The 25,928-nt window shown below is 65.0% G+C and carries 22 protein-coding genes and 1 pseudogene; 17 read left to right on the top strand and 6 right to left on the bottom strand.

Features of this window, described 5'->3' with window-relative positions:
- The first annotated feature begins 22 nt into the window (after nucleotides 1-22).
- Genes C5P05_RS29380 through C5P05_RS29325 form a run of 13 tightly spaced genes read left to right on the top strand, consistent with a single transcriptional unit; the run spans nucleotide 23 to nucleotide 17,621 of the window.
- Nucleotides 23-724 (top strand): DUF6781 family protein, encoded by a 702-nt coding sequence (locus C5P05_RS29380; RefSeq protein ID WP_114973500.1) that lies wholly within the window; start codon nucleotides 23-25, stop codon nucleotides 722-724.
- Nucleotides 724-2,472 carry an ABC1 kinase family protein gene (locus C5P05_RS29375; protein ID WP_114973423.1) on the top strand — a complete coding sequence of 583 codons (1,749 nt, stop codon included), beginning with the start codon at nucleotides 724-726 and terminating at the stop codon, nucleotides 2,470-2,472. The genes C5P05_RS29380 and C5P05_RS29375 overlap by 1 nt, the downstream gene beginning before the upstream one ends.
- Nucleotides 2,469-3,308, top strand: a complete 840-nt coding sequence (locus tag C5P05_RS34780) for an MGDG synthase family glycosyltransferase (protein ID WP_232834715.1) — start codon at nucleotides 2,469-2,471, stop codon at nucleotides 3,306-3,308. The genes C5P05_RS29375 and C5P05_RS34780 overlap by 4 nt, the downstream gene beginning before the upstream one ends.
- Nucleotides 3,248-4,954, top strand: coding sequence for a glycosyltransferase (locus C5P05_RS29370; protein ID WP_232834714.1), 1,707 nt, complete (start codon nucleotides 3,248-3,250; stop codon nucleotides 4,952-4,954). Before C5P05_RS34780 ends, C5P05_RS29370 begins: the two co-directional genes overlap by 61 nt.
- Nucleotides 4,951-5,922: a patatin-like phospholipase family protein gene (locus C5P05_RS29365; protein WP_114973422.1), complete on the top strand. Its 972-nt coding sequence runs from the start codon at nucleotides 4,951-4,953 to the stop codon at nucleotides 5,920-5,922. Before C5P05_RS29370 ends, C5P05_RS29365 begins: the two co-directional genes overlap by 4 nt.
- On the top strand, nucleotides 5,915-6,724 hold the full coding sequence (locus tag C5P05_RS29360) for a polyprenyl synthetase family protein (protein WP_114973421.1): 810 nt from the start codon (nucleotides 5,915-5,917) through the stop codon (nucleotides 6,722-6,724). Before C5P05_RS29365 ends, C5P05_RS29360 begins: the two co-directional genes overlap by 8 nt.
- Entirely contained in the window at nucleotides 6,688-7,821 is a 1,134-nt protein-coding gene (locus tag C5P05_RS29355; RefSeq protein ID WP_232834713.1) for an efflux RND transporter periplasmic adaptor subunit, read from the top strand. Before C5P05_RS29360 ends, C5P05_RS29355 begins: the two co-directional genes overlap by 37 nt.
- Nucleotides 7,818-11,099: an efflux RND transporter permease subunit gene (locus tag C5P05_RS29350; protein ID WP_114973419.1), complete on the top strand. Its 3,282-nt coding sequence runs from the start codon at nucleotides 7,818-7,820 to the stop codon at nucleotides 11,097-11,099. Before C5P05_RS29355 ends, C5P05_RS29350 begins: the two co-directional genes overlap by 4 nt.
- Nucleotides 11,096-12,391: a TolC family protein gene (locus C5P05_RS29345; protein ID WP_114973418.1), complete on the top strand. Its 1,296-nt coding sequence runs from the start codon at nucleotides 11,096-11,098 to the stop codon at nucleotides 12,389-12,391. The genes C5P05_RS29350 and C5P05_RS29345 overlap by 4 nt, the downstream gene beginning before the upstream one ends.
- Before the next feature lie 19 nt (nucleotides 12,392-12,410).
- Complete coding sequence (locus C5P05_RS29340) at nucleotides 12,411-13,520, top strand: HlyD family secretion protein (protein WP_114973417.1); 1,110 nt, start codon at nucleotides 12,411-12,413, stop codon at nucleotides 13,518-13,520.
- Nucleotides 13,499-15,304 (top strand): ATP-binding cassette domain-containing protein, encoded by a 1,806-nt coding sequence (locus tag C5P05_RS29335; protein WP_114973416.1) that lies wholly within the window; start codon nucleotides 13,499-13,501, stop codon nucleotides 15,302-15,304. Before C5P05_RS29340 ends, C5P05_RS29335 begins: the two co-directional genes overlap by 22 nt.
- Complete coding sequence (locus tag C5P05_RS29330; protein WP_114973415.1) at nucleotides 15,301-16,455, top strand: ABC transporter permease; 1,155 nt, start codon at nucleotides 15,301-15,303, stop codon at nucleotides 16,453-16,455. Before C5P05_RS29335 ends, C5P05_RS29330 begins: the two co-directional genes overlap by 4 nt.
- Nucleotides 16,452-17,621, top strand: a complete 1,170-nt coding sequence (locus C5P05_RS29325) for an ABC transporter permease (RefSeq protein WP_114973414.1) — start codon at nucleotides 16,452-16,454, stop codon at nucleotides 17,619-17,621. Before C5P05_RS29330 ends, C5P05_RS29325 begins: the two co-directional genes overlap by 4 nt.
- A 69-nt stretch (nucleotides 17,622-17,690) precedes the next feature.
- Here the strand turns inward: C5P05_RS29325 and C5P05_RS34100 are convergent.
- A pseudogene (locus C5P05_RS34100) lies at nucleotides 17,691-17,786 on the bottom strand (Fic family protein); the annotation flags it as partial.
- Nucleotides 17,787-18,288: 502 nt separating this feature from the next.
- On the bottom strand, nucleotides 18,289-18,450 hold the full coding sequence (locus tag C5P05_RS33915) for a hypothetical protein (protein WP_157979481.1): 162 nt from the start codon (nucleotides 18,448-18,450) through the stop codon (nucleotides 18,289-18,291).
- 531 nt (nucleotides 18,451-18,981) lie between these two features.
- Here C5P05_RS33915 and C5P05_RS29320 point away from each other — a divergent pair.
- Complete coding sequence (locus C5P05_RS29320; protein WP_114973499.1) at nucleotides 18,982-20,445, top strand: IS1182 family transposase; 1,464 nt, start codon at nucleotides 18,982-18,984, stop codon at nucleotides 20,443-20,445.
- A gap of 11 nt (nucleotides 20,446-20,456) precedes the next feature.
- Entirely contained in the window at nucleotides 20,457-20,609 is a 153-nt protein-coding gene (locus C5P05_RS33910) for a hypothetical protein (RefSeq protein ID WP_157979480.1), read from the top strand.
- A gap of 140 nt (nucleotides 20,610-20,749) precedes the next feature.
- Here C5P05_RS33910 and C5P05_RS35070 read toward each other — a convergent pair whose 3' ends face one another.
- Together C5P05_RS35070 and C5P05_RS29315 are read right to left on the bottom strand one after the other, a co-directional pair.
- The gene (locus C5P05_RS35070) at nucleotides 20,750-20,935 is read right to left on the bottom strand and encodes a hypothetical protein (protein ID WP_269813975.1); all 186 of its coding nucleotides are present in this window, start codon (nucleotides 20,933-20,935) and stop codon (nucleotides 20,750-20,752) included.
- Nucleotides 20,935-21,804 carry an alpha/beta fold hydrolase gene (locus C5P05_RS29315; RefSeq protein WP_269813974.1) on the bottom strand — a complete coding sequence of 290 codons (870 nt, stop codon included), beginning with the start codon at nucleotides 21,802-21,804 and terminating at the stop codon, nucleotides 20,935-20,937. Before C5P05_RS29315 ends, C5P05_RS35070 begins: the two co-directional genes overlap by 1 nt.
- A 225-nt stretch (nucleotides 21,805-22,029) precedes the next feature.
- On the opposite strand from C5P05_RS29315, the gene C5P05_RS29310 reads away from it, so the two are divergent.
- The gene (locus tag C5P05_RS29310; protein ID WP_198674905.1) at nucleotides 22,030-22,956 is read left to right on the top strand and encodes a helix-turn-helix domain-containing protein; all 927 of its coding nucleotides are present in this window, start codon (nucleotides 22,030-22,032) and stop codon (nucleotides 22,954-22,956) included.
- A gap of 208 nt (nucleotides 22,957-23,164) precedes the next feature.
- Nucleotides 23,165-24,559, top strand: coding sequence for an MFS transporter (locus tag C5P05_RS29305; protein WP_114973412.1), 1,395 nt, complete (start codon nucleotides 23,165-23,167; stop codon nucleotides 24,557-24,559).
- A gap of 65 nt (nucleotides 24,560-24,624) precedes the next feature.
- Here the strand turns inward: C5P05_RS29305 and C5P05_RS29300 are convergent, their stop codons facing one another.
- Together C5P05_RS29300 and C5P05_RS29295 are read right to left on the bottom strand one after the other, a co-directional pair.
- On the bottom strand, nucleotides 24,625-25,725 hold the full coding sequence (locus C5P05_RS29300; RefSeq protein ID WP_232834712.1) for an alcohol dehydrogenase: 1,101 nt from the start codon (nucleotides 25,723-25,725) through the stop codon (nucleotides 24,625-24,627).
- A 77-nt stretch (nucleotides 25,726-25,802) separates the two neighbouring features.
- Nucleotides 25,803-25,928 (bottom strand): SDR family oxidoreductase (locus tag C5P05_RS29295; protein WP_114968648.1); only part of this gene is annotated, 126 nt, incomplete at its 5' end.

Here is a 25,928-nt window from a genome sequence, read left to right as displayed (position 1 = left end):
CCCTTTCAAGAGGATCACCATCATGCAAAACGAAACAGTCAACACCATGGGCGGCGGCAACGATGCAGCGATGCTCGAAGCCGAAGTGCGTAGCGCCGTCGAGCAGGGTCACGATGTGCAGAACATTGTGCGGCAACTCACCTTGCGCAAGATCAGTGCGCGCTCGCTCGATATCGAATCCCTGCGGCAGATCGCGAGTGCCGTGCTGAGTGGCGCGCGGGCCGGCGCGCAAAAGGAGTTGCAGCAGTCAGCGGCGCAAACCGACATCACACGGACACGCCTCAAACAGGCTGTCGCCGGGCTGGACGCGGCGCTGGCGCAGTTGGCCGCAGCTTCCAAACTGGCATTGGAGGAAGCTGCGGCCCGAGCGCAGACATTCTCCAGCGAGGACCTTGCCCGCGCGCGCACCGACCTGGGAAGCCTGGAGGAGATGTTCCTGGAGACCCTGCAGAGCTCGGCCTCGGGTGTCAAGGATGCCGCAGGAGAAATCCTGTCCGATCTGGCAAGGCACGCCCGCCTCTATGGCTCCGCCGTCCGCGCACAGTTGAAGGAAACCCTGGCCGTCATCACGCACCAGCTTGGCACGGCGGGACGCACTCAGGTTGTTGCCGGCTTGCATCTGGCAGAAGCCACTTCCGACCTGCTGCGCCAAATCGCTGCCGGCGTGCTCACCGGTCTGGCCGATCACGTCAAACCCGGTCATCCCCAAGGGAAGGACGACTGATGCTATGGCAGGCACTGACGGCGGTGCGCGACCTCGGCCGCCTGCATGACATCGCCTCGATCCTGATCCGCTACGGCTTTGGCGACATGGTGCGCCGGATGGGGCTGGCCAATGCGCTGGAGCGGGCCGGGCGGGCGCTGCACTGGAACGAAGCGGAGGAACTGGCTCATCTCGACCCGCCCGCCCGGGTGCGGCGGGCGCTGGAGGAGATGGGGCCGACCTTTGTCAAGCTCGGCCAGGTGCTGGCTACCCGCATCGACCTGTTCGAGCCGAAATGGATCATTGAATTCGGCAAGCTGCAGGACAGCACGCCGGCCGCGCCCTGGAGCGACATTCGTCAGCAACTCTGCGAGGACCTGGGCGCCCCGCCCGAGGAGTTGTTCGCCACCTTCGATCCCGAGCCGCTGGCGGCCGCCTCCATCGCACAGGTGCACCGCGCCCGCCTCGAAGACGGCAGCGAGGTGGTAGTCAAAGTACGTCGGCCTGGCATCCGGCCGATCATCGAAGCCGACCTGCGCTGGCTCGCCAGACTGGCGAAACTCGCTGAGGGGGAAAGTCCGGAACTGCGCGCCTTTCGCCCGCAGGAAGTGGTGCGCCAGTTTAGCCAGTCGCTGCGGCGCGAACTCGATTTCGCTGGCGAATGCCGCAATGCCGAGCACATCGCGGAGAATTTTGCCGGCTATACCGACAAAGACGAGCCCACCGACGACGCCTCTGCCGAACCTGCGCCTGAACCGCCCCCGGCGCTCCCAATCATAGTCATTCCCCGCGTCTATTGGCAATGGACCGGCGAGCGGGTGTGCGTGCAGGAATTCATCGCCGGCATTTCCGGGCGCAAGCTTGCCGCAGTCGACCAGGCCGGCCTCGACCGCAAGGTCCTCGCTCGTCGGGGCGCGCACGCAGTGTTGAAGATGATTGTCGAGGACGGCTTCTTCCACGCCGACCCGCACCCCGGCAACGTGTTCTACCTGCCCGGCAACCGCATCGCCTTCATCGACTTCGGCATGGTGGGGCGGCTCACCGAGGTGCGCCGCGACCAGTTGACCGGCCTGCTGCTGGGGCTGGTCAAGCACGAGCCGCGCCGCGTCGCCGACGTGATGCTCGACTGGACCGGCGACGGTGCCATGAACGAGGACGGCCTGCTTGTGGAAATCCAGACTTTTGTGCAGCAGTACCATGGCGTGGCGCTCAAGCAGCTTAGGCTCGGTGCCATGCTCTCCGACCTGGTTGCCATTTTGCGTCAGCATCAGCTGGCATTGCCGTCCGATCTGAGCTTGCTGATCAAGGCTTTCATCTCGCTCGAAGGCATGGGCCGCGAGCTCGACCCTGACTTCGACATGGCTGGCGAGGCGATGCCTTTGCTGGAACAGGCGCTGCGCGCACGTTATGCACCCACGGCCCTCCTCCAACGCGGCTGGCGTGGGGTCAGCGAGGCGCTTTCCCTGGTGGCCGGTCTGCCCCAGGATATCTCCCGGCTGCTGCGCGCTGCCCGGCGCGGGCGGCTGGAAATTCACATTGATGTCACGCACCTCAAGCGCGTCGGCAACCAGCTCGACAACGCCGCCAGCCGACTCACGGTCGGCATCGTCATCGCGGCGCTCATCGTCGGCTCCTCCATCGTCATGACCGTGCCCGGCGGTCCCACCTGGCTGGGGCTGCCTTTCTTTGGTCTGCTCGGCTTCGTCGGCGCCGTCATCGGCAGCATTTGGCTATTGCTCTCGATCTGGCGCAGTGGAGGCAAGGAGTGAGCGAACCGCAGGCGTTTGGTCTGAATCCGCTCGTCACGCTCGCGCTGGCGGTCGCATTCACCCTGTTCGTCGTCCTGGCATGGTTTGCCCTGCGACGCGGCCGGGCGCGGCGCAGGGCGCCGGCGGCGAGCGATGCCGGGGCTGCCCAACCCCGCAAGATCGTCATCTTCTACTCGTCCATCGGCCACGGCCACATCAGCGCCGCGCAGGCCATCGAGCAGGAGATCGGCCGGCTGGCGCCCGACGCACGCGTGGTCCTGCAGGACATCCGCGAGTTCATGCACCCGCTCTGGCGCTGGGTGGACGAGCGGCTCTACTGGTTCATCGCCGGCAATCTCCCGGAAAGCTTCGACGCGCTGTTCCATGACTTCCAGGCGCGCAGCAAGCGGGTGCCGTCGCTGGCCTGGCTGTCCAACGACTACCCGCAAGACAAGGTGCGCGCCTTTCTGGAAGCGCAGGCGCCCGACGCGATTCTTGCCACGCATTACGGATCGGCGCAGGTGCTCGGAACCTTGCGCGAGCGCGGGCTGCTGGCGCAGGTGAACATCGGCTGGCTGCACACGGACTTCTTCGAAGGCTATTTCCCGCGCATCTCGAAACGGATCAACCGCACCTTTCTCGCCCATCCCGAGCTGGAAGCGCGCTGGCTGGCCGCCGGCGTTGCGCCCGACAAGGTCACCACCAGCGGCATGCCGGTGCGCGTGGCGGCCGACGACGGCAAAACCCCCGGGAGATGGCGCTCACGGCGCTGGGTCTGGCCCCGGATGCGCCCACCGTGCTCATCACCTCCGGCAAAGAGGGGGTCGGTGACTACACGCTCGTGGTGGAGAGCCTGACCCGCCACCACCAAGGCCCGCTGCAGATCATCGCCGTCTGCGGCGCCAACGCGCGGCAGCAGGCGCTGCTGAATGTGTTGCGGATGGCGCTGCAAAAGCGCCTGCCGGCGCCGGTGACGCTGAAGGTCTGTGGCCTGGTGCCGCACGCCGACCTGCTGGCCTGGATGCGCATGGCCGACCTGTTGATCACCAAGGCCGGGGGCATGACGCCGGCCGAGGCCTTTGCCGTGGGCACACCCACGATTCTGCTTGACGTGGTGAGCGGCCATGAGCGCGAAAACGCCGCCTTGTTCGTCCGGCTGGGGGTGGCCGAACTGGCCGACACCCTGGCGCAGGCGGGCGAACTGGCCGCCGCCGTGCTGGCCGACCCGCAGCGGCAGGCGGCGATGCGCCACGCCCAGCGTACTTTTCACGACAGTGCCGACCTCGGGCGCATCGCCCGCTTCGCGCTCGACCCGGCCTTGCCAGCGCCGGGTATGACGCCGGACTTCGGCGCCGAGCATGGCAGCGCCGTCACCGACATCGACGCGGCGCTGGCGCGGCTCCAGGCCGAGGTGCCCTGCGACATCGAGCTGCTACTGTCCTATTCGACCGCCCAAACACCGCAGCGCGTGGTGCTGGAAAACCCGTTCGGGCACATTGCCATCCGCGTCGACGACACCGTCTACAGCGCCAACTATGTGGCCGTGCCGGGACACGACCCGAACCTGCTGCAGCACGTGACGCTGGCCGACTACCTGTACGGCGTGCAGCCGCCGTCGCCGTCGCAGGTGCACACCAACACCTACGGCATGGCCTACGGCCGCGAGACGCTCGGCTTGCGGGTGGCGGGCGTGGCGGCAGAGCGCAAGGCGGCGATGGTGGCCGAGGCGCACCGGATCGAAGATGAGTTTGGGCAAGGCCGCCTGCTGTGGGATCGCAGCGAGTTCAATTGCGCCGACGTGGTGGTGCGCATCCTGCGTGCGGGCGGCTATGACCGCTCGCCACCGCTGGGGCGGCGGTGGCTGCCGGTCATGCCGCTGGACATTTTCGAAGAAGCCCGGCAGACCTGCGAGGAAGACGCGTCCTTGTACATGGAACTGGTGGCCTACCGGCAGATACCGGGCGCCAACGCGGCCTATCGCTTCTCGCGTTTTCCGCTCTCGCTCGGGCAACCGCTGCGCTCGATGGCGCGGGCGCTGCGCGAGGCGCCGCAAGAACCCCTCGAAGCGGCCGCGTCCAAACAGCTGACCGGTTATTTCGGCGACCACCAGCTTTATTTCGAGGACCTGCGCAGCCACGGGGCTGGCGCCCTGGCCGACGATCCGGTGCATTTCAGCCGCGCGCAGCGGCGTCTGGCCGACGCCCTGGCGACCGACCTGCGGCGCCTGCTGGCGACCCAGGCCAGACGGCCCCTGCGCGAGATCGGGCGCCTGGGTGAGCTTGACGGCGCCCAGGACATCCGGCGCCTGCTGGAGCGCAGCCTGGCGCTGGCGCGCCTCGCCACCGAACGGGCCGACGAGGTGCTGCAAGACCGGGGGGCGCGGCGCCTGCGGGTCGCGACGCTCCGGCGTTCACTGCGGTACGGTATCCGGCGTCTGCGCCGGCGCGTCGGTGGGCGGCACCGGCCCACGGGTCAGGGGCCGGACAAGGGGGCAAGCCAATGAACGAACCACAAACCAGCCAAGCCCCGGCGGCAGGCCTGACGCCGCCCAGGCGGCCCCGGATCGGCCTGGCGCTGGGCAGCGGTTCGGCGCGCGGTCTGGCGCACGTCGGCGTGTTGCGCGCCCTGAAAGAGGCCAACATCGAGGTCGACCTGGTGGCCGGCACCAGCATGGGGGCGGTCATTGGCGCCGTCTTTGCCTCGGGCAAGATTGACGGCCTGAGCGCCAGACTGCGCAATCTCGACTGGCCGGGCATCGTCGCCCTGCTCGACCCGGTGTTTCCCCGCTCGGGGCTGATCGACGGCCAGCGGGTCGCGGAATTCGTGCGCGCCCATGTGCCCAGCGCCCATATCGAGGGCCTGTTGCTGCCCTTTGCCGCCGTGGCCACCGACCTCATGACGGGCGAAGAAGTGGTGGCCACGACGGGCGACCTGACCGAGGCGGTGCGTGCCAGCATCGCCGTGCCCGGCATCGTGACGCCGGTGCGCAGCAACGGCCGCATCCTGGTCGATGGCGGACTGGTCAATCCGGTGCCGGTGAGCGTGGCGCGCGCCATGGGGGCCGACCTGGTCATCGCGGTCGACCTCAACCACGACATCGTGGCGGGCCGGCTGTCTCACCCCGCCGCCCACGCCAATGGCAACGGCCGGGGCCCCATCATGGCGCGCCTGCTGGAGAGCCTGCAGGCCATCAACAGCCCGGTGCTGGCGCAGTTCGAGGCCTGGCTGCACAAGCCCCCCCTGGAGCCGCTGCCCGGTATCTTCGAGGTGCTGCTGGCCTCGCTCTACATCATGCAGGCGCGCGTCACCGAAGCCGACCTGCGGCAAACCCAACCCGACCTCCTGATCCAGCCGCCGCTGGGCGCGGTGCGCTTCATGGAGTTCGACCGCGCCGAAGAAATCATCGACATCGGCTACCGCAGCGCGGCCGAGCAACTGGCCCGCTGGACAAGAACGCCAACCAATGACTGACACGCATTCCATGAACTTCCCCGAGACCGTGATCGCCGGCGTCCACGCCGCCGTGGCAAGCACCCTGACCTGCGAGGCCGTGCCGGTCCGCGGCGCCTTGCGCCTGCTGTTGTCGGGCCAACACACGCCGATCCGGGCGCTGGTGACCGGCAGCCTCCACGCAGGGCAACCGGGCATCGACGCCGGCACGGCGCTGGACCTGATCCATATCAGCCTGCAGCAGTTGCATGCCCACGTTGACGCGACAATCGGCGCGTCCGCGCTGCTTGGCAACGCCGCCACCGTGCTGGCGGGTGACTACCTGACCACCGGGGCTTTCCGCCTGCTGGTGCGCTGCGCCGACCTGCAGGTCCTGGCCCTGGTTTCCGAGGCGGTCAACCGGGCTTCGGAGCTGGAGGCCGCCCAACTGGGCCGGGATCCAGACGCCCGAGACGATCCGTCGCGGCTGTTGCAGACCCGGCAACAACTGGCAGCGCCGCTGGGTGAGGCGGCTGGCGCCACGGGCGCCACCCTCGCGGGCTACCCGGAGCCACTCGCCGGCACGGCCCGGCGTTACGGCCAATACCTCGTTTCAAGCCACGTTTTGCAACAGGAAGCCGATGCCATGGACATCTCCGAGGCGCGCACGGCCCTGCAGGACGCCGCGCTCGATCTGTGCCGCCAGGCGACGCGGGAAGCGCGGGCCATCGCGGCGGCCACAGGCAATGGGCGCCCGCTCGAACTGGCTGAACTGATCGCGGCCAGCCTTGGCGCCAAGGCATCGGCATGCAAACCCAAAATCAGTACATCGACATCATCATGAAAGTCCCTCTCGTGGAAAAAAGAAAAAACCTCCTCCTCTACCTGGCGCCGCTGGCGCTGGCCGCGCTCCTGGGTGCTTGCGGCAAAGCACCGCAGGCCCCTGCCGCATCGACGACGACCAGCCGCTCCCTGCAGCTCATGACCGCATCCGCCGGGGCGCCGGTCGAATACACGAGCGTCGGCTCGGTGGTGTCGGACCAGCGCGTCGAGGTCGCCTCGCGGCTGAGCGGCTATATCCGCGACATCCTGGTGCAGGAGGGCGACCGGGTGCGGCGCGGGCAGTTGCTGGCCCGCCTGGATGCATCGGATGTGGAAGGCGGCATCCGCCAGGGCCAGGCGGCGGGCGGCGCGGCAGAGGCGGCGCTGCGCGATGCACAGATTGACCTGGAGCGCTTCCAGCGTTTGTTCGAGCGCGGCAGCGTTTCGGACAACGAATTGCGCAAGGTGCGCCTGAAATTCGAGGCCGCGCGCGAGGCCCGCAACCAGGCGCGCGCCGGTCTCGACACGGCGCTGGCCCAACGTGCCTACGCCGAGATCACCAGCCCGGTGGACGGCATGGTGGTGGCGCGCCACAAGCGAACGGGCGATCTCGCCGTGCCCGGCGCGCCGCTGCTGACCCTGGAGTCGGGCCGTGGGCTGCTGTTCGAGACCTTCGTGGCCGAAGGTCAGGTCGCTGCCATCGCGGTCGGCAAGTCGGTGCAAGTCAACATCGACGGTCTGCCCGCACCCTTGAAGGGCACGGTTAGCCGGGTGGTCCCTTCTGGCGACCCGGTCTCGCGCAGCTACCAGGTCAAGATCGCCCTGCCCGAAACGGTGGGGCTGATGCCCGGCATGTTCGGGCGCGCGGCGTTCGGGCTCGGCGCGAGCCAGGCGCCGCTGGTGCCCAGACGGGCGCTGGTCGAACGTGGCGGGCTCACCGGTGTCTTCGTGGTTGATGCCGAAGGCCGGGTGCGCTTTCGCTGGCTGCGCATAGCCCGCGAGTGGCCCGATCAGGTCGAGGTGAGTGCTGGTCTGGCCGCCGATGAGCGCTTCGTGGCAGCGGCTACACCGGCCCTGCGCGAGGGCGACCGCGTCACCGCTGCGAAGGAGGCGCAATGAGCCAGCACAAGCTCAACAGCGCCGGCCGCCTGGCGGACCTGTTTGCCACCTCCAAGCTGACCATTTTGTTCATGCTGGCTTGCATCCTGCTGGGGCTGCTGGCCGTGACGCTGACCCCGCGCGAGGAAAATCCGCAGATCGTGGTGCCAGGCGCCCAGGTATGGGTGACACTGCCCGGCGCCTCTGCCGAGGAGGTGGAGGAACTGGTGATCCGCCCGCTGGAGGGCATCGTCAAGCAGATTGCTGGCGTTGATCACACTTATGCGACCGCCGTGAATTCGATGGGCGTGCTGATGGTGCAGTTCAAGGTCGGCGAGGACAAGGAAAAATCGCTGGTCAAACTCTACGACCGGGTGCTGGGGCAGCGCGAGCGCCTGCCTGCGGGCGCGGGCGAGCCGCTGATTCGCAGCGTGGATGTGGACGACGTGCCCATTGTCACGGTCACCCTCGCCTCCGAGATCTACGACGATTACGCCCTGAAGCGTCTGGCCGACCGCCTGATGGAAGGACTGCGCAGCCTGGACAAGGTCTCTGCCATTTCCGTCAAGGGCGGGCGCGACCGGGAACTGCGCATCGAGCTGGACCCGCAGCGTCTGCAAGCCTTCGGCGTCACGCTGGACCAGGTGCATGCCACCCTGCGCGCAAGCAATGTCGCCGCGCCCCTGGGAACGGTGGTGCAACAGGGCCAAAACCGCCAGGTGTTCCTGGACGGCTTTCTGAGCTCGGCGCAAGACCTCAAGCGCGTGATCGTGGGCAGCCATGCCGGGCGCCCGATCTATCTGGGCGATGTGGCACAGGTCGTCGACGGTCCGCCGCAAGAGCGCACGCACCTGAGCCGTCTTGCATTTGGCCCGGCCGATGCGCGCTTTGGCAAGACGCAGCAGGCGGAGATGCCGGCCGTCACGCTGGCAGTGGCCAAGAAAGCCGGTAGCAACGCCGTCTTTGTTGCCAACGATGTGCTCGATCGCATCGAGCGGATGAAGGCCCAATTCGTACCGGCAGGGGTCGAACTGGTCGTCACCCGCAATGACGGCGAGAAGGCGGATGCCGCCGTCAGCGGGCTGATCGAGCACCTGGGTATCGCGGTGCTGGCCGTGTTCCTGGTGACTGCTGCGTTCCTGGGCCTCAAGGAGGCACTGATCGTGGGCGTGACCGTGCCGCTGATCCTGGCCCTGACCCTGGGCGCTGCGTATCTCTTTGGCCTGTCCATCAACCGCGTTTCGCTGTTCGCGCTCATCCTGTCGCTGGGGCTGCTGGTCGATGGCGCGATTGTCGTGATCGAAAACATCCACCGCAACTACAGCCGTCTTGGCAAGCAGGACAAACGCCTGGTCACGGTGCAGGCCACCAACGAAATCGGCAACCCCACCAACCTGGCGACGCTGGCGGTCATGCTGGTTTTCGGCTCGCTGCTGGTGGTCAGTGGTATGCCGGGGCAGTATTTCTATCCCGTCGCTTTCAACGTGCCGGTTGCCATGGCAGCCTCGCTGCTGATGGCCTACGCGGTGGTGCCCTGGGCCGCCAACCGGTGGCTTAAACCCGGTGAAGGGCACGACTTGGAAGACCACAACACCCATGACCGCCTGCATCGTTTCTACCGCGCTGTCATGTCGCCGCTAGTGGATCGTTCACGCAGCCGCTGGTTCGTTTTCCTGTTGGCGGGATTGGCCATTGCCGTGTCGCTTCTGCAACCGGCCTGGCAGTTCGTGCGCCCGGCCGGTTTGGGTGGGCCGCAGTCCTGGTTCGGCGTCGAACTGGCCATGATGCCCAAGGACGACAAGAACACCTTCAACATCACCTTGGACATGCCCGCGACCGCGCCGGTGGAGGCGACTGATCGGTTCGCGCGCGAGATCGGAGCCCTTTTGCGCGAGAGCGCTTACGTTCGCAACTACCAGAGCTGGATCGGCGAGGCTGGCGTGATCGACTTCAATGGCTTGCTGCGTGGTTCCGGCAACAAGCAGGGGGCACATGTCGCCGAGATCCGCGTCAACCTGCTGAACAAGGCTGATCGGAGTAAAACCTCGATCGACATCGTGCGCGAGATGCGGCCCACACTGCAGACTATGGCCGCGCGTTACCCCGGCAGTACGGTGCAACTGGTGGAAGACCCGCCGGGGCCGCCGGTGCGCGCCACCGTGCTGGCCGAAATCTATGGCAAGGATCTACCGCAGTTGCGCGCGCTGTCCGCGCAGGTCAAGGCGGCCTTCCAGCAGACGCGCGACATGGTGGAGGTGACCGACTCCGAGGCCCAGGACGTCTACCAGTACCGCCTGACGGTGGACCGGGAAAAGGCGACGCTGTCCGGGCTGAGCGTGGCCGAAGTAGCCCTCGCGCTGCGTCGCCTGATCGATGGTGAGGAAATGGGTCGGGCTCGTATCGCTGGCGAGAAGAACCCGGTGCCCATCCGCTTGCAGATTCCCCGGCGCCACCAGATCGATCCCGCACTGCTGGCACGCGTGTCCGTGACCAACCGGCAGGGCCAGCGGGTGCCGCTGTCCGAGGTGGTGCAAGTCGTCCCCGGCTCAGTCGACCGGGCGATTTCGCACAAGGATGGCGAGCGCTTCACCTACGTCGGCGGCGAACTCGAATCCACCGCCCCCGTCTATGCCGTGCTCGACCTTGACCGGCGATTGGACGGCCTCGCGCTAGCCGATGGCAGCCGACTCGTCACCGGCAACCTGCGCCTGAACCCGATCGCGCCCGATACCCTGGAGGGCTCCCGCCTGCTGTGGGACGGCGAGCTGCGCATGACGTTGGACACCTACCGCGACATGCTGGGCGCGCTGGGTCTGGCGCTCACCTTCATCTTTCTGGTGCTGGTGGCTTATTACCAGTCGTTCAGCCTGCCGCTGGTCGCCATGGCGGCGATCCCGCTGGGACTGGCCGGCATCTTTCCGGGGCACTGGCTCATGGGGCAGCCCTTCACGGCCACGTCCATGATCGGCATCATCGCCCTGGCTGGCGTGGTGGTGCGCAATTCGCTGCTCATCATCGATTTCGTGCTGGATTACCGGCGACAGGGCATGGACTTGCGCGAGGCCATCCTCGAAGCTGGCGCGGTGCGCCTGCGGCCCATCCTGCTGACGGCATTGGCCATCGTGCTGGGCAGCGCCGTGATGCTGACCGACCCGGTGTTCGGCGGGCTGGCGATCTCGCTGATTTTTGGCACGCTGGCATCCACCGTGCTCACCCTGGTCGTTGTGCCGCTATTACTTTATCTGCTGCTTCGCTACAAGCAGCAGAAAGAAGCAAGCCTGGAAAAAGGAACCCTATGAACCGCTCGATAAAAGTTCGCGGCCTGTTGCCGCTGGCGGCTCTGGCCGCTGCCCTGCTCGCCAGCAACGCCGCCGCTGAGTCCCTGCAACAGGCATGGGACACCGCGCTGACCGTTGACCGTGGGCTCAAAGCGTCACGTGAAAGCAGCGCCGCCGCTGCGAGTCTGCTGGAGGCGGCGAAATCCGCCCGTCTGCCCAATATGGCGCTGGAGGCGGGCTATACCGCCCTCGGTGAGACACCGGCGGCCAAAGTTGATTTTTTTGGCCAGTCGCTGCAAATGCCGCTGGCCCAGCGGGACAGCGCCGCCTACCGGGCCATGGCGACGCTGCCGCTCTACACCGGTGGCCGCATCACGCGCGGCATCGATGCTGCCACGGCAGGCATGGATGCGGCGAGGCTGGGCGAAACCGCCGACGCACAGAACCTCAAACTGCGCGTGGCGGATGCTTATGTCAGCGTGCTGCGCGCCAGCCGTATGTTGAAGGTCACTGAGAGCCATGTCACCAGCCTGGAGGCTCATGCACGGGATGTGGGGAACCTGCACGAGCAGGGCATGGTGGCCAAAAGCGACCTGCTCTCTGTTCGGGTGGCCCTGGCCGATGCGCGCCAGCGCCAATTGCAGATGGCCAATGGACTCGATCTGGCGCGCGCCGCCTACAACCGCCTGCTGGGACGGCCGCTGGATCAGTCCGTCACGCTAGACGACCTTTCGCCCGAGGCGACGCAGGCTCAGTTTCACGCCCTGACCGAGCGGGCACTGGAGCGGCGTAGCGAGCTGGCGGCACTGGCGCATCAGATTGAAGCGATGCGCCATCAGGCCGCCGCCGTGCGTGGTGAAACCGCCCCGCAGGTCGCGCTTTCCGGCGGTTACGGCTACCAGGAGAACCGCTACCAGGTGCATCAAGGGCAATGGATGGTCACCCTGGGGGCCAAGTGGAATCTGTTCGATGGCGGCGTGGCCGGCCACCGCGCCAGCGCTGTCGAGCGCGAGGCCGCGGCATTGTCGGAACAGCGCGACGAACTGGCCTCCATCATTGCGCTACAGGTTCGCCAGACCTGGCTGGATGTGGAAGAGACCCGCAAGCGCCTCATCGTCACCCAGTCGGCCATCGCCCAGGCCAAGGAAAACCTGCTGGTGGCGCGCGACCGCTATGCCAACGGACTCGCCACCCATACCGAGGTGCTGGATGCCGAGACCCTGCGTACCGGCAGCGAGAGCAACCACGCCAATGCGCTGTCTGATGCCGCACTGGCGGGGTTGCGTCTGAAGCGCGCCACGGGTGAGCTCTGAATTCGAGGACACTGATGCCATGAAAACACCCCCAAAACGCCTGCTCGTTCCGGTGGCGGTGGCCCTGCTTGCTGTCATGGGCCTCACCGTCTGGTGGTTTCTGCTGCGCCAGCCGCCGCTGCCCGAAGGCTTGATCCAGGCCAACGGCCGCATCGAGGGGGATCATTACCTCGTCGCAGGCAAGATGCCGGGACGCGTGGCCGAGCTCTTCGCCAGAGAAGGCGACGCGGTTCAAAAAGACCAGGTGCTGCTGCGGCTGGATGCCGCGCAGGTGGACGCCAGGGTGGAGCAGGCGCGGCAGGCGGTGGTCGCGCTGGAAGCGCAATTCAAGGCGGCCCAGACTGGGCTGGCGATGCTGCGCAAGGATGCGCCGCTGACCGTTCAGACCGCCGAGGCTGGCGAGGCACTCGCGCGTTCCCAGCGCGCGACGGCGCTCGCCAACGCGGCACAGGCGGAGCGGGATGCCGCCCGTTTCAAGCGGCTCGCGGAATCCGGCACGGTGGACCGGCATCGTTACGAACAAATGGAACTCGCCAGCCAGGTGACGCAAAACCAGGCCATTGCTGCCCGCCAGGGCGTGACCAGCGCCGAAAAACAACTCGCCCAAGCCATGCTTGGCCTGGAACGTATCCGCGCCAGGGAGGATGAATTGGCGGCCCTGGCCGCACAGCGCGACCAGGCCAAAGCGGCGCTGGCCGAGGCGCAGAGCGTGCGGGACGACCTGACCCTCAAGGCACCGGCGGCCGGGGTGCTCACCACCCGCATGGTTGACGTGGGCGAAGTCATCGCGCCCGGCGCGCCGATGTTCGACATCGTCGATCTGGACCGGCTCTACCTCAAGGTGTTCATCCCGGCCAACGAGATCGGCAAGCTGCGCCTGGGCCTGCCGGCGCGCATCCATACCGACGCGTTTCCGAATGAGCCGCTCGCGGCCACCGTGCGCCATATCGCCTCGCAAGCCCAATTCACCCCCAAGGAGGTGCAAACCCCGGATGAGCGCGTCAAGCTAGTGTACGCGGTCAAGCTCTATCTGGATGCCAACCCGCAGCATCGCGCCACGCCCGGCCTGCCGGCCGATGCCGTGATCCGCTGGAAAGAGGATGCGCCATGGGCCAGCCCGCGCTGGTAGGCAAGGACGCGCCCGTCGTGCGGGTGCAGGAGCTCGTCAAACGCTACCGCCAACAGACGGCGGTCGACGGCGCCAGCCTCACTCTTGAGCGCGGCGAGATTTACGGCCTGATCGGCCCCGATGGCGCCGGAAAAAGCAGCCTGATGAAGGCCATCGCTGGTGTGCTCTCGTTCGAGGGTGGCACGCTTCATGTCCTTGGCGAAAAGATCGACTCCGAAGCGGCAGCCGAACGGGTCAAGGGCCGGCTCGGTTTCATGCCGCAGGGCCTGGGTCTCAACCTTTACCCCGAACTGTCGGTGGAGGAGAACATCGATTTCTTCGCCGAACTGCGCGATGTGCCGCCGGCGGAACTGGCCCGGCGCAAGCACAAGCTGCTGCCCATGACGCGCCTGGACCATTTCCGCGACCGGCCGATGAAGCAGCTTTCCGGCGGCATGAAGCAAAAGCTCGGCCTCGTCTGCACACTGATCCACGAACCCGAGCTGATCATCCTGGACGAGCCAACCACCGGCGTGGACCCGGTGTCGCGGCGGGATTTCTGGATGATCCTCACGCAATTGCTGCGCGAGCGGGGCGTCACGGCACTGGTTTCCACCGCCTATATGGACGAGGCGGCACGTTTTCACCGCCTGTCCCTGATGTTCGGCGGGCGGGTGCTGATCGAGGGCGCGCCGGACGTGATCCTGCGCGAGGTGCCGGGCACGCTGGTCACGCTGGTGGCCGAGCCGCAGGTCGAGGCGCTGCGCCAACTGCAAACGCTGTTCCCGCAGGCCGAAGCGGTCGGCCCCGGGCTGCGCGTGTTCGTGCCGGGGGCGGCGCCGCAGGCCGCCCGTGTCCAGATCGAAGCGCAGCTTGCCGGCTTGCAGGTGGGCGAGATGCGGGCCGGCGCGCCCGAGCTGGAAGACGCCTTCATCGCCCTGTTGCAGCAGCGGCAAGCGGCCGGACAGGCTGGCGCGCAAAAAAGTCGGCTCTGGCTGGACGGCGACCCGCCCAAGGGCGACGGCATCGCCATCGCGGCGCGGGAACTGAGCCGCGATTTCGACCACTTTCGCGCCGTCGATCGGATCAGTTTCGAGGTGCGCCAAGGGGAGATTTTCGGCCTGCTGGGCGCCAACGGCGCCGGCAAGACCACGGCAATCAAGATGCTCACCGGCATCCTGCCACCCACGAGCGGCGCGGGTACGGTGGCGGGGGCAGACATGCGCCACGCCAGCCAGGCCATCAAGGAGCGCATCGGCTATGTGTCGCAGGCGTTTTCCTTGTATCAGGACATGACGGTGCATGAGAACCTGCGCCTGTTTGCGCGCATTTACGGCGTGCCGGGCAACCGCCTGGCCGAGCGTATGGGCCGCGTGGTGGCGCTGGCGGGCCTGTCTGACGTCACCGCCCAGATCGTCAGCAAGCTGCCGATGGGCATCCGCCAGCGTCTGGCGCTGGCCTGCGCCCTGGTGCATGGGCCGCGCGTCTTGTTCCTCGATGAGCCGACCTCCGGCGTGGATCCCATCGGCCGGCGCCGTTTCTGGGAGATTCTCGTGCATCTGGCGCGCGTCGAGCAGGTGGCCATCCTCATCACCACCCATTACATGAGCGAGGCCGAGCATTGCGACCATCTGGTGCTGATGCACGCTGGCCGCGTCATTGCCGACGACAGCCCGGCAGCGCTCAAAGCCGCGCTGCAACGGGAGGCATGGCTGCCGCCCGACGGCACCCCGCGCAGCCCGACGCTGGAAGACGTATTCGTGCATCGCATCCTGCAGCGGGAACAGCGGGAGGCATCCGCATGAAGGTCCGTCGCATCGTCGCGCTGGCGCGCAAGGAATGGCGCGAGATTCTGCGCGACCGGCTGTTTTTCACGCTGGCCTTCGTGATGCCCGCAGCCTTGATGCTGGTCTTTGGTTACGGCCTTACCCTGGACGTGGAGCACATCCCTTTCGCCGTGGTCGATCACGACAAGAGCGCCATGAGCCGCGATTACCTGCACCGCTACATCGACTCGCGCTACTTCGATTACAAAGGCGACGTGGCGAGCGAGCGCGAGATAGACCCCCTGCTCACCGACAGCCGCATCCGCCTGGCCATCATTATCCCGCCGCGCTTCCAGGAAAACCTGATGTCCGGGCGGGCGGTGGCAGTACAGACCCTGATCGACGGCACCTTCCCGTTCCGCACGGCCAGCAGCAAGGGATACGTGGTCGCCATCAATGCGGCCTTCAACGGCGAACTGCTGGGCAACTACATTTCGCGCCGGCTCGGCGTGTCGGCGCAAACGGCGCAAGCCATGGCGCAGCCGGTTGGCGTGCAGCTGCGTTACCTCTACAACCAGGAGGTCAAGAGCGTCTGGTCCATCGCGGCCGTGCTGATGATGTTCGTGCTGATGGTGGCCCCGCCTTTCCTGACCGCGCTGGGCGTGGTGCGCGAAAAGGAGAACGGCTCCATCTACAACATCTACGCTTCGACCGTGACGCGCGGCGAGTTCCTGATCGGCAAGCTTAGCCCCTACGTGGGTATCTCGGTGATCAATTTTCTGGTTCTCTGGCTCATGGCCACGCAGCTCTTTGGAGCACCCTTCAAGGGCGACCCGCTGTTTTTCTTCCTCGCCTCGGTGGTCTATGTGAGCTGCACCACCGGCATCGGCCTGCTGGTGTCGCTCTTCGTGCGCACCCAGGTGGCGGCGATGATGCTCACCGTCATCGTCACCATTGTCCCTTCCGTGCTGTACTCGGGCCTCTTGGTGCCGATCGCCTCGATGGACACGGCCGGGCGGTTCGAGGCCCATCTGTTCCCCGCCATGTATTACACCGACATCGTACTTGGCAGTTTTCTCAAGGGCGTCGGTCTTGAACAGTTGTGGGGCAAGGTGCTGGCGCTGCTGGTCTACGCCGTCGCGCTGTGGACGGCGAGCTTCCTCATGTTTCACAAGAGGCCAAAATCATGAACGGCGGCCCGGCAGAAAACCGCGCGCGGCTTTACCTGTGGTGGTCGCGCCTCGCGGCGATGACGGCCAAAGAGCTGATCCAGTTCGGGCGCGATACGCTGCTGTTGCTCGCCATCGTTTATCTGTTTGTCTTCGACACCTATATGGCGGGCAACGTCAGCATGCAGCTCAATCACGCCGTGGTGGTGGTGCATGACGCCGACCACAGCGCAGCCTCGCGCGAGCTCATTCATCGCTTCCGCCCGCCCTATTTCAGGCTGGGCGGCGAAGTGCTGGACAACCGAGAAGGACAGCGCCTGCTGGATCAGGGACAGGCGCTGGTGGCGCTCGACATCCCGCCGCACTTCGAACGCGACCTGCTTCAGGGCAAGCCCACCGACGTGCAGGTGCAGGTCGATGCCAGCAACACCGTGCTGGGCTTTCTTGCCTCCAGCTACGCCGCGCAGATCATCGGGCAGTACAGTTTCGACCAGGCGCTGGCCCGCCTGGGTGTCACCGAGCGTTCAATGCAAAACGTGCCCATGATTCGCGACGAGCACCGCGTCTGGTACAACCCGAACCAGAATGACGCCTGGTTCATGCCCATTGCCGAACTGCTCACCGTCATCACCATCATGGCCATCATGCTGCCCGCCGCCGCCGCCGTGCGCGAAAAAGAGCGCGGCACCATCGAACAGTTGCTGGTCTCGCCGCTGACGCCGATCCAGATACTCTTGCCCAAGGTCATCGCCATGACCCTGGTCATCCTGCTGGGCACGGCGGTCAGCCTGTTCTTCGTGCTGCATGGGATCTTCGATGTTCCGATGAAAGGCAACCTCGCGCTTTTCTTCGCCGTGACCACGCTCTACACCTTCACCACTGCAGGGCTGGGCCTCTACATTGCCACCCTGAGCCGCAACCTCGCCCAGGCGGCCATGCTGGCTATTCTCGTGTTGATGCCGATGATCTTCCTCTCCGGCGCCTGGACCCCGCCGGAAGCCATGCCCGCCGGGATGCGCGAAGCGATGTTTCTCTCGCCGCTCTACCACTTCATCGAGATGGGCTACGGCATCCTGTTGAAGGGCGCGGGGCTGGATGTGCTGTGGGATTCGCTGCTGAACCTGGCGCTGCTGGGCGTCGTGATCCTCGGCTTCGGCGTCTGGCGCTTTAAGCGGCAGTTCGGGTAAGAACGGCTTCGACGGCGCAAGACCGCAAGGCACCAAGCGCTCCCTGAACATCAAGGGCAATGGCCCCTACTTGCTGCTGGTGCGCCTGCCTTCAAAGCCATCGAACAAACGATTGAGCAACTTGACTTGTCGCTCGTTCAACGGCGTGGTGGCCCAGCGCAGCCAGTCGAACTGCATATGCTCTGTCCAGATAGCACGATCCACCCACTCCCATTCAGACAGGGTAGATTCAGCTTGTTTAGCCTTTTCTGGCACTGGCACTGATTCGCCCATGCTGTCACGCTTTCTAACCGTTACGTTTTCCACTTTCCTGCCACCCCTGCCTGACGCGGCTTTCCTGCTCCACGCTTTTCAAGCTGCCTATGCAGTATTTAGGCCCCAGGGGCGAAACCCTTTTGTGACATCCGTTTCCAAACCGTTCGGCCCTGCTTTACGCTTGCAGCCCTGCGGTACTACGAAGGCTCTGACTCCTGCCGCCCGTCACCTCGGGCGGCAGGTCTCCCCGCTTATTCTGACCACATCTTCCCAACGTTCCGCCTCCAACCACAAAGCCGGGGGATTACCCATTGAACCTAGATTCCTCAGTTGACCGCTTGGTTTCATCAACAAGTCCGTATGCGCATTCACTTTTTTAGCTTCGAGGCAGATCACCATTGGGGTGAGAGCGCTACGGCAGCTGCGGCCGAACGCTTTGCGCAGCCACCAGCGCCGGCGCGCCCATACTGGCAGCGGCGGCCAGGCCCATGTATGAGGCTGACTGCTGAAGGAACAGACGACGGCGGGGGCGAACATCGGGCGCGGGGACGGCAGGCAAATCTTCAATCGGCATGGTGAACTCCTTGAGGTATGTCGGCTGGGAAGCGCTGTTACCTTAGGCCGCGTGGATGAAAGTTTTTTGAAGCTTGCGTGACGCACGCCGTAACGTCACCCTTTTCCGGGCGCGCTGGAAGATTCTTGATGCTATGAAAATTGCAGCATCAGGCACGGGCGATCAGTGGGATCCAGACCTGTTTTTTATACAACACTGGCCTCCTGCGGCCTGCCGGGGTCAAGCGTAATTGTTACTTTTTGAAGCTGTCATTGCGCGATGGCGAATGGCCAAGCAGCAGCGAAAGCGGCTTGCTTGCTGCTCTGTGCCGGAACAGGGCTTGTCAATTTTCCAATAGCACTTGCCGCGCTTCAATGGATGCGGGTTTCGATGCCAAAACTTGAGCAGGACGCAAACTGCCGCGGCGAGGCGGGCAAGTGACCGGTGAAATAGCACATATGCAGAAGGTTCACGGACCCTGCCTCGGGCTGAGAGAGTGAGAATTTTTCTCCAAGTCCCTCAAACTGGCACGAGACTGGCTAGGTTATGGGCATGACAACCCCCACTGATCGCAACACCGGGCGGGCGGAGGCTGGCTTATTCGAAGACTTGCCTCAGCCAAGCGAAGCGCAGGTACAGCAGGCACAAGCCAAGGCGGCCAGCAAGCGAGGCCAAGGCGCACCGCGACTGCTGCAACCCAACCGTTCGCAAATTGAGTTGCGTGCCTCCGACCTCGAATCGTTGTTGGCCCAAGACCACCGAGCCCGGCTGGTGTGGGGCTACGTTGTGCACCAGGACCTGAGCAAGTTGATCGAAGAAATCAAGGCGCGTGGCGGCAGCGCCGGTCGTGCGGCGATCGACCCGCGCATCCTGTTCGCACTGTGGCTGTACGCCACGCTGGACGGCGTGGGCAGCGGGCGTGAAGTGGCACGGCTGAGCCAGGAGCACGACGCGTATCGGTGGATTTGCGGGGGCGTGTCGGTGAACTACCACGCGCTCAACGACTTTCGTGCCGGCAACGTTGCGCTGATGGACGAATTGCTCACGGACAACGTGGCCGCCTTGGCCGCCGTGGGTGCAATCAGCTTGGAGCGAGTGGCGCAAAACGGCATGCGCGTGCGCGCTGACGCCGGTGCGGCCTCGTTTCGCCGCCAGGCCAGCCTGGACGAACACCTCAAAGAGGCCGGCGAGTTGGTGCAAACGCTCAAGACGCAGGCCCAAAGTGACCCCGGCCAGCCCAAGCGCCAGGCGCAGGCTGCCCAGTTGCGCGCTGCCCAAGAGCGCGAAGAGCGCATCCGCGCAGCACTCAAACAACTGCCCGAAGTGGCTGCGACCAAGAAACACAACGGCGCCAAGGCTGAAGACGCCCGGGCGAGCACCACCGATGCCGACGCGCGCGTCATGAAGATGGGCGACGGCGGCTTCCGGCCGGCCTTCAACGTGCAGTTCGCCACCACCTGCGAAGAGCAAGTCATCGTAGGCATGGACGTGGTCAACGCTGGCAGCGACATGGCCCAGCTCGCACCCATGCTCGAGCAAGTCGAACAGCGTCTGGGGCAGAGCCCGGATGAGTGGCTGGTCGATGGCGGCTTCCCCGCGCACGAGCAGATCGACGCGGTGGCTGGCAAGACTGAGGTCTATGCGCCGGTACCCGAGCCCAAAGCCCGCAAGGACGGGAAGAAAGACGCCACGACACACGAGCAGGGCAACGAGGTGCAGCAGGACAAGCCCCAGCCCAAGCCGGGTGACTCCGAAGCGCTGGCCCAGTGGCGAGCGCGCATGGCCAGTGACGAGGCCAAGGAGATCTACAAGCAGCGCGCGGCCACGGCCGAATGCGTGAACGCGCAAGCCCGTAACCGAGGACTGTTGCGAATGCCAGTGCGCGGCTTGGCCAAGGTCCGATCTGTGGTCGGCCTGTTTGTGCTGGCGCACAACCTGATGCGCACGGCAGTGCTGGCGCCGCAGCTCATTGGTTGGAGAACAAGTCCGTGCGCAATGGCCGCGCAGGCCGCATGAGAAGGCAAGAAATGACCGAAGGCACCAAAACAAGCCCCTTGAGCGAAGCCTCAGCGTTCATCACGAACATCGGCAACGCAATTCGTCCGCATGTCGGCGCGGTCGCCGTGAACAGCAACGGGCGCGGTGTCTACACCGGCGCTCGAAAAACTCTCAGCCTCTGAGCGGAGGTGTGACTTCCGTGTCCTGAAATACGGGGACAAGATCAGTCCTAGGGTCAACGCCAATGCCCCCATACGAGCGCACTGACGGGCGAGATTGGCGCACAACAACCATATCCCGGCACAGCCGGGGGTTCCAAAATTTAGGCCGGCGTAGAAAGCAGAGTCTTCAGATACAGATCGATCTGCGCGAGCGCTTCGGGATCGGTACCAAACAGCGCCAGATGACCGTCAATGCTGGCAATCGGCCGGAATTCGCTGCCCGGGATGAGCTGCTGCTCGGCCTGGCAGTCGGCGAGCGGGAAGAACATGTCGCGGCTGATCGGCATCACATACACCTTGGCCTTGATGCGGCCCAGCGCAAGCGCCGGTTGCCTCCGGTGTGGCGGCTGACGTCGCCGCGCTGCCACTTCCAGGCCATGAGCAGCAGGTTGTTTGGATCCATGGGCGCAAAGTAGCTGGTCATGAAGTTATCGACAAAATCCTGCACCGACGCAAACCCGAGGAGCGCCTGATGGCTGTTATTGCGGAAAAACTCGGTGCTCCAGCCCATCACGGTCCACAGTTTGGCATGGCGCTTGAGGCCTGCAGCCACGTCGGTCGGTGCGGCGTAGCTGCCGGCTTTGAATCCGGGGTCGGTGGTGAGGGCTTCGCGCAGCGTCTCGGCGTAGAGGTAGTTGTGCTCGGTGTTTTTGGCCGTTCCGGCAATGGGCGCGGCGCGCTTGACCATGTCGGGGTAACGCACGGCCCACTCGTAGGTCTGCTGCGCGCCCATGGAGCCGCCCACCACCAGCGCCAGGTTGGTGATGCCAAATGTCTCGATAAGCAGGCGGTGCTGGGCCGCCACGTCGTCGCCAATACGCACCTTGGGGAAATCCCCTGCGCCCTGGGCGCCTGCCACGTTGTGCGGTGAGGTGGAAAGGCCGCTGCCAATCTGGTTGACGACGATGATGAAATACTTTTCCGGGTCCAGCGCGCGCCCCGGACCAATGTAGACGTCAGCCATGATTTTGCTGTTGCCGGAGTACCACGTCAGCACCAGGATGGCATTGTCTTTGGCGGCGTTGAGCGTGCCATGCGTGGCCACGGCCAGGGTGCAATGGGGAATCGAGTCGCCCTCTTCAAGGGCGAGCGTGCCAATGTCATAGAGGCGGTAATCGCCGTGAACGCTGGTGGAGTAGTAATCATTATGAGCCATGGTTGTCTCCTGCGGAAAATGGGTTTCTTCAGTAATCTGGTGTCCCAAACGCACCACTTGCTGCTTTGACGCCCACCATGGACGTGGAGCAAGAGCTTGCCCACCAAACTCCGGATGGTCTTGTAGATTCCGGTGCAGCTTTTGAACGGGCTTGAGTTTCCCCGCCTGTTTGGATCTCCGCACTGGTGAATACCCTAGTGCGACGGCAAACCTCGGCACGTACTATTGATTTATGACATTCTTCCCTGGTCGAATATGAACGATTTGATTTCCTCCGAAGAACTGCCGAAATGGGTTCCTGGCCATCTTTTTGTTTCCAGCGATGAGCACAATTGGAAAGGTGTGAAATGCCGGGGCTTTCGATACCAAGGGCTGGACGTCGAGATTCCCCCCATGCGCGACTTCATGGTGGTGTCTTACCGGCAGGGCGCGACGCGGATGGATCGAAAGTTTGACGGCCCCTGGAATTCGACCCGTTGCGCGCCGGGGGATGTGTCTTTGTTGACGCGATCGCAGCAGTCGCACTGGACCTGGCCAGACCCCATCGATGTACTGCACGTTTACCTGAGCGAGCAAATGGTCTCGCGCGTGGCCAATGAAGTGATGGATCGCAGCGTCACAGATGTGAGATTGCACGACGTGCTACGAACCACCAATCCGACCATCAGCACCCTAGTCGACGCCATTGCTCGCGAAGCGGAGCAGCAGTCAATAGGCGGGGCCTTGTACGTGGAAGCATTGAGCATCCAATTGGTCGTTTGCCTCCTGCGAGACTACACTTCGGTCACCTTCCATCAGAAAGTGGACAGGGGTCGTCTGAGCCCGGCGCAGCTGCGCCGGGTTTTCGATTACATCGACGCTAATCTTGACGGGAGTATCAGCCTGGAAGCGATGGCCGCTGAAGTGAACATGGGGGCTTGGAACTTCAGTCAGCGCTTTCGCGCCACTGCTGAGCAGACTCCGCACGCTTTTGTCATCGACAGACGGATTCGCCAAGCCTGCCAGTTGCTCAAAACCGACTCATTGGCAATCAAGCAAGTGGCGTCGGTTTGTGGCTTTTCTGATCAAGCCCACATGTCAAAATGCTTCCGTGCAAAGCTCAATATCACCCCGGCAGCGTTTCGTCGATCAGCTTCGTCAACCCCTGGCTGATTCTCGCTGGCTCGTGGACTCGACTCAGTGCAAAGCCTCCATTCCGCGCGTTGACTCAACGCATCGCTGGAAGCATCGTCGTCAAGTTGATGGAAGGCTGCCCTGCCGAAAAAAGAAAAATCGGGTCGCAGACATTCCCCGTGCCAGCATTGAAATCCTCGGCGCCGAAACGGATTCCGTCGTCATCAGCAAACACTGATAGCAGGCCATGAGCAGCCCCTCCACCCTTGCCGACATGCGGGCGCGCTACGGCACGCGTTACCGCTGGCTCCTGCTACTGTCGGTCATGGTCGGGACGATGGCGTCCATCATGTCCTCGACCATCGTCAACGTGGCCATTCCCGACATGAGCCGGCATTTCACGCTGGGCCAGGAGCGCGCCCAATGGGTCACCTCCGGCTTTATGGTGGCGATGACGGTATCCATGCTGACCACACCCTGGCTGCTGGCGCGCTACGGTTACCGCCGCACTTATGTCGGCACCATGGTACTGCTGCTGGCTGGCGGCATTGTTGGCGGATTCTCCAGCAGCTTCGCCCTGGTGCTGGCCGCACGCGTGGCCGAAGGGCTGGCGGCCGGCGTGGTGCAGCCGATTCCAGCCATCATCATCATGCGCGCCTTTGCACCGCACGAGCAAGGACGAGCCAGCGGCATCTTCGGCATGGGCGTGGTGCTGGCGCCCGCCATCGGACCCAGTATCGGCGGCGTACTGGTCGATCTGTTTGGCTGGCGCTCGATCTTTTTCATGGTCGTGCCTTTTTGCCTGGCCTCGCTGTGGCTGGCCTACCGTTATGTGCCGGTCACGGCACCGGGCGGCGTGGCGGCCAACCGCAAAGGCGCAACGCTGGACTGGCGCGGCCTGCTGCTAGGTGCGGCCTTGCTGGCGCTGGTCGTTTTTATTGCCTGGCAGCGGCGCCTGGCCAACACCGGCCAGGAACCATTGATGAACCTGGCGCTGTTTGGCTACCGCCAGTTCGCAATGGGCAGCATCGTCGCTTTTATTTACGGCACCGCGCTGTTTGGCTCGACCTACCTGCTGCCGGTTTACATGCAGCTGGGGCTGGGTTTGTCAGCTTCGTACGTTGGCAGCATTTTGTTGCCGTCCGGCTTTGTGCTGGCCGTCACAATTGCGCTGGTTGGCCGTTTGGCCGACCGCCAGCCCACCTATTTGCTGGTCAGCACCGGACTGGCTCTGCTGGCCCTGTCCTTTGCCCTGATGTTGACGGTGACCCTGAGCACCGGGATAGGGGTATTGGTGGCCTGGGCCATATTGGGACGCATCGCGCTCGGTTTCATTTTGCCTTCACTCAACCTCGGCTCGCTGCGGGCGCTGGACAAAAACCTGATTTCGCAGGGCTCCAGCGCCATCAGTTTTGTGCGCATGCTGGGCGGCGCGATTGGCGTCAGCCTGTGCGGCATCGTGCTCGAATGGCGGCTGAGCGCGCATGGTGATTCGCTGGCGCAAACTGCCAGCAGCCCGGCCCGGCTTGCGGCCTTCAACGAGTCTTTCATGCTGCTGGCGGCACTGTGTGCGCTGGCGCTGGTGGCAGCATGGCAGCTTCGCGACGCCCCTGTGGCAGCACCCGGCCGTCCAAAAGGCTGAGGCTCAAGCCATGTGCCAACGGCTTGAGCCTCAGCCGGCCCGCACCCTCACCCGCTCCGGCGTCTTCAAGGCTGCAGCACCACGCGCCCAATAACCCGCCCGTGCGCCAGGTCGTCCAGCGCCTGGTTCACGCTGGCCATCGGCCGCAAATCCAGCGGAATCTGCGGCAGGTCCACCCGCTGCGCCAGCGCGACCAGCTCACGCAAGTCTTCCAAGCCGGCCACATAGGAGCCGGTGATCTGCAGCGACTTGATCGCGAACATGGGTAGCGGCATGCGGAATTCGCCGCCGAACAGGCCGACGATCACCACCTGCCCGGTGCGGCGCACCAGATTGACGGCCAGCGACGAAGTGGACTCGGCGCCGACAAAATCCACCACGCCGGCGACGTTGTTGTTGCAGGCCTTGCCGATGCTGCGCAGTGCGCCGTCTTCGTTCGGGTCGAAGGCCAGCACGGCGCCGTAGCGCAGGGCGGCTTCGCGCTTGGCCGGGTCGGGGTCGATGGCGACGATGCGCGCTTTGGACGTGGCCGACAGCAGCGCCACCGCGGTCATGCCCACCCCGCCGCAGCCGATGATGGCCACATGGTCCTCGGCCGTCATCGGGTTGAGCTTGCGGATGGCGCCGTAGGCCGTGATGCCGGCGCAGGCAAAGGTGGCGGCACGCGCCGGCTCCAGCGTGCCGATCGGCACCAGGTAGCGGCTGTGCGGCACGCGCACCATATCGGCATAGCCGCCGGGCAGCTGGATGCCGAGATTGCGCGCGGCGCGCGGGCACAGGTGGTCGTCGCCGCGCAGGCACACGGCACACTGGCCGCAACCCAGCCAGGGGTAGACAATGACCTTGTCGCCCAGCGCCACGCCGCTGACCTCTGGCCCGATTTCCACCACCTCGCCGCCGATTTCATGGCCCATGGTCAGTGGCAGCGTGGCCCCGGCGCGCTCCAGCGAGGTGAGCTTGCCGCCGCCCATGTCGAAGCCCCCGGCCTGGATGTGCAGGTCGGAGTGGCACATGCCGCAGTGCGTGACACGCACGCTGACCTCGTGCCCGCTGGGCGCGGCCAGCGCGTCGGTGTGTTCGCTCAGGGCGGCGCCCCAGCGTGGAAAGGCCCAGCGATGGGCACAGCGGTAATTCATGGATTGACCTTGAAAAAATAGGGATCGCATGATCATTCTTTTCCTGATCAAGGACCCGGAAATAGGATGGCGCACGACCCGAGGGCCGGCGCCAGCCACGTTCTCACTCAGTTGGAGGTGTAACCGCCATCGACCACCAGCTCGGCGCCATGCACGAAGGACGATTCGTCCGACGCCAGGAACAGCACCGCCTGCGACACCTCAATCGGCCGGGCCGGCCGTCCGAGCAGGGT

Source organism: Rhodoferax ferrireducens (assembly GCF_003347515.1).
Lineage (GTDB): Bacteria > Pseudomonadota > Gammaproteobacteria > Burkholderiales > Burkholderiaceae_C > Rhodoferax.
Note: the sequence above shows the minus strand (reverse complement) of the source record. Positions and strands in the feature narration are given on the sequence as shown.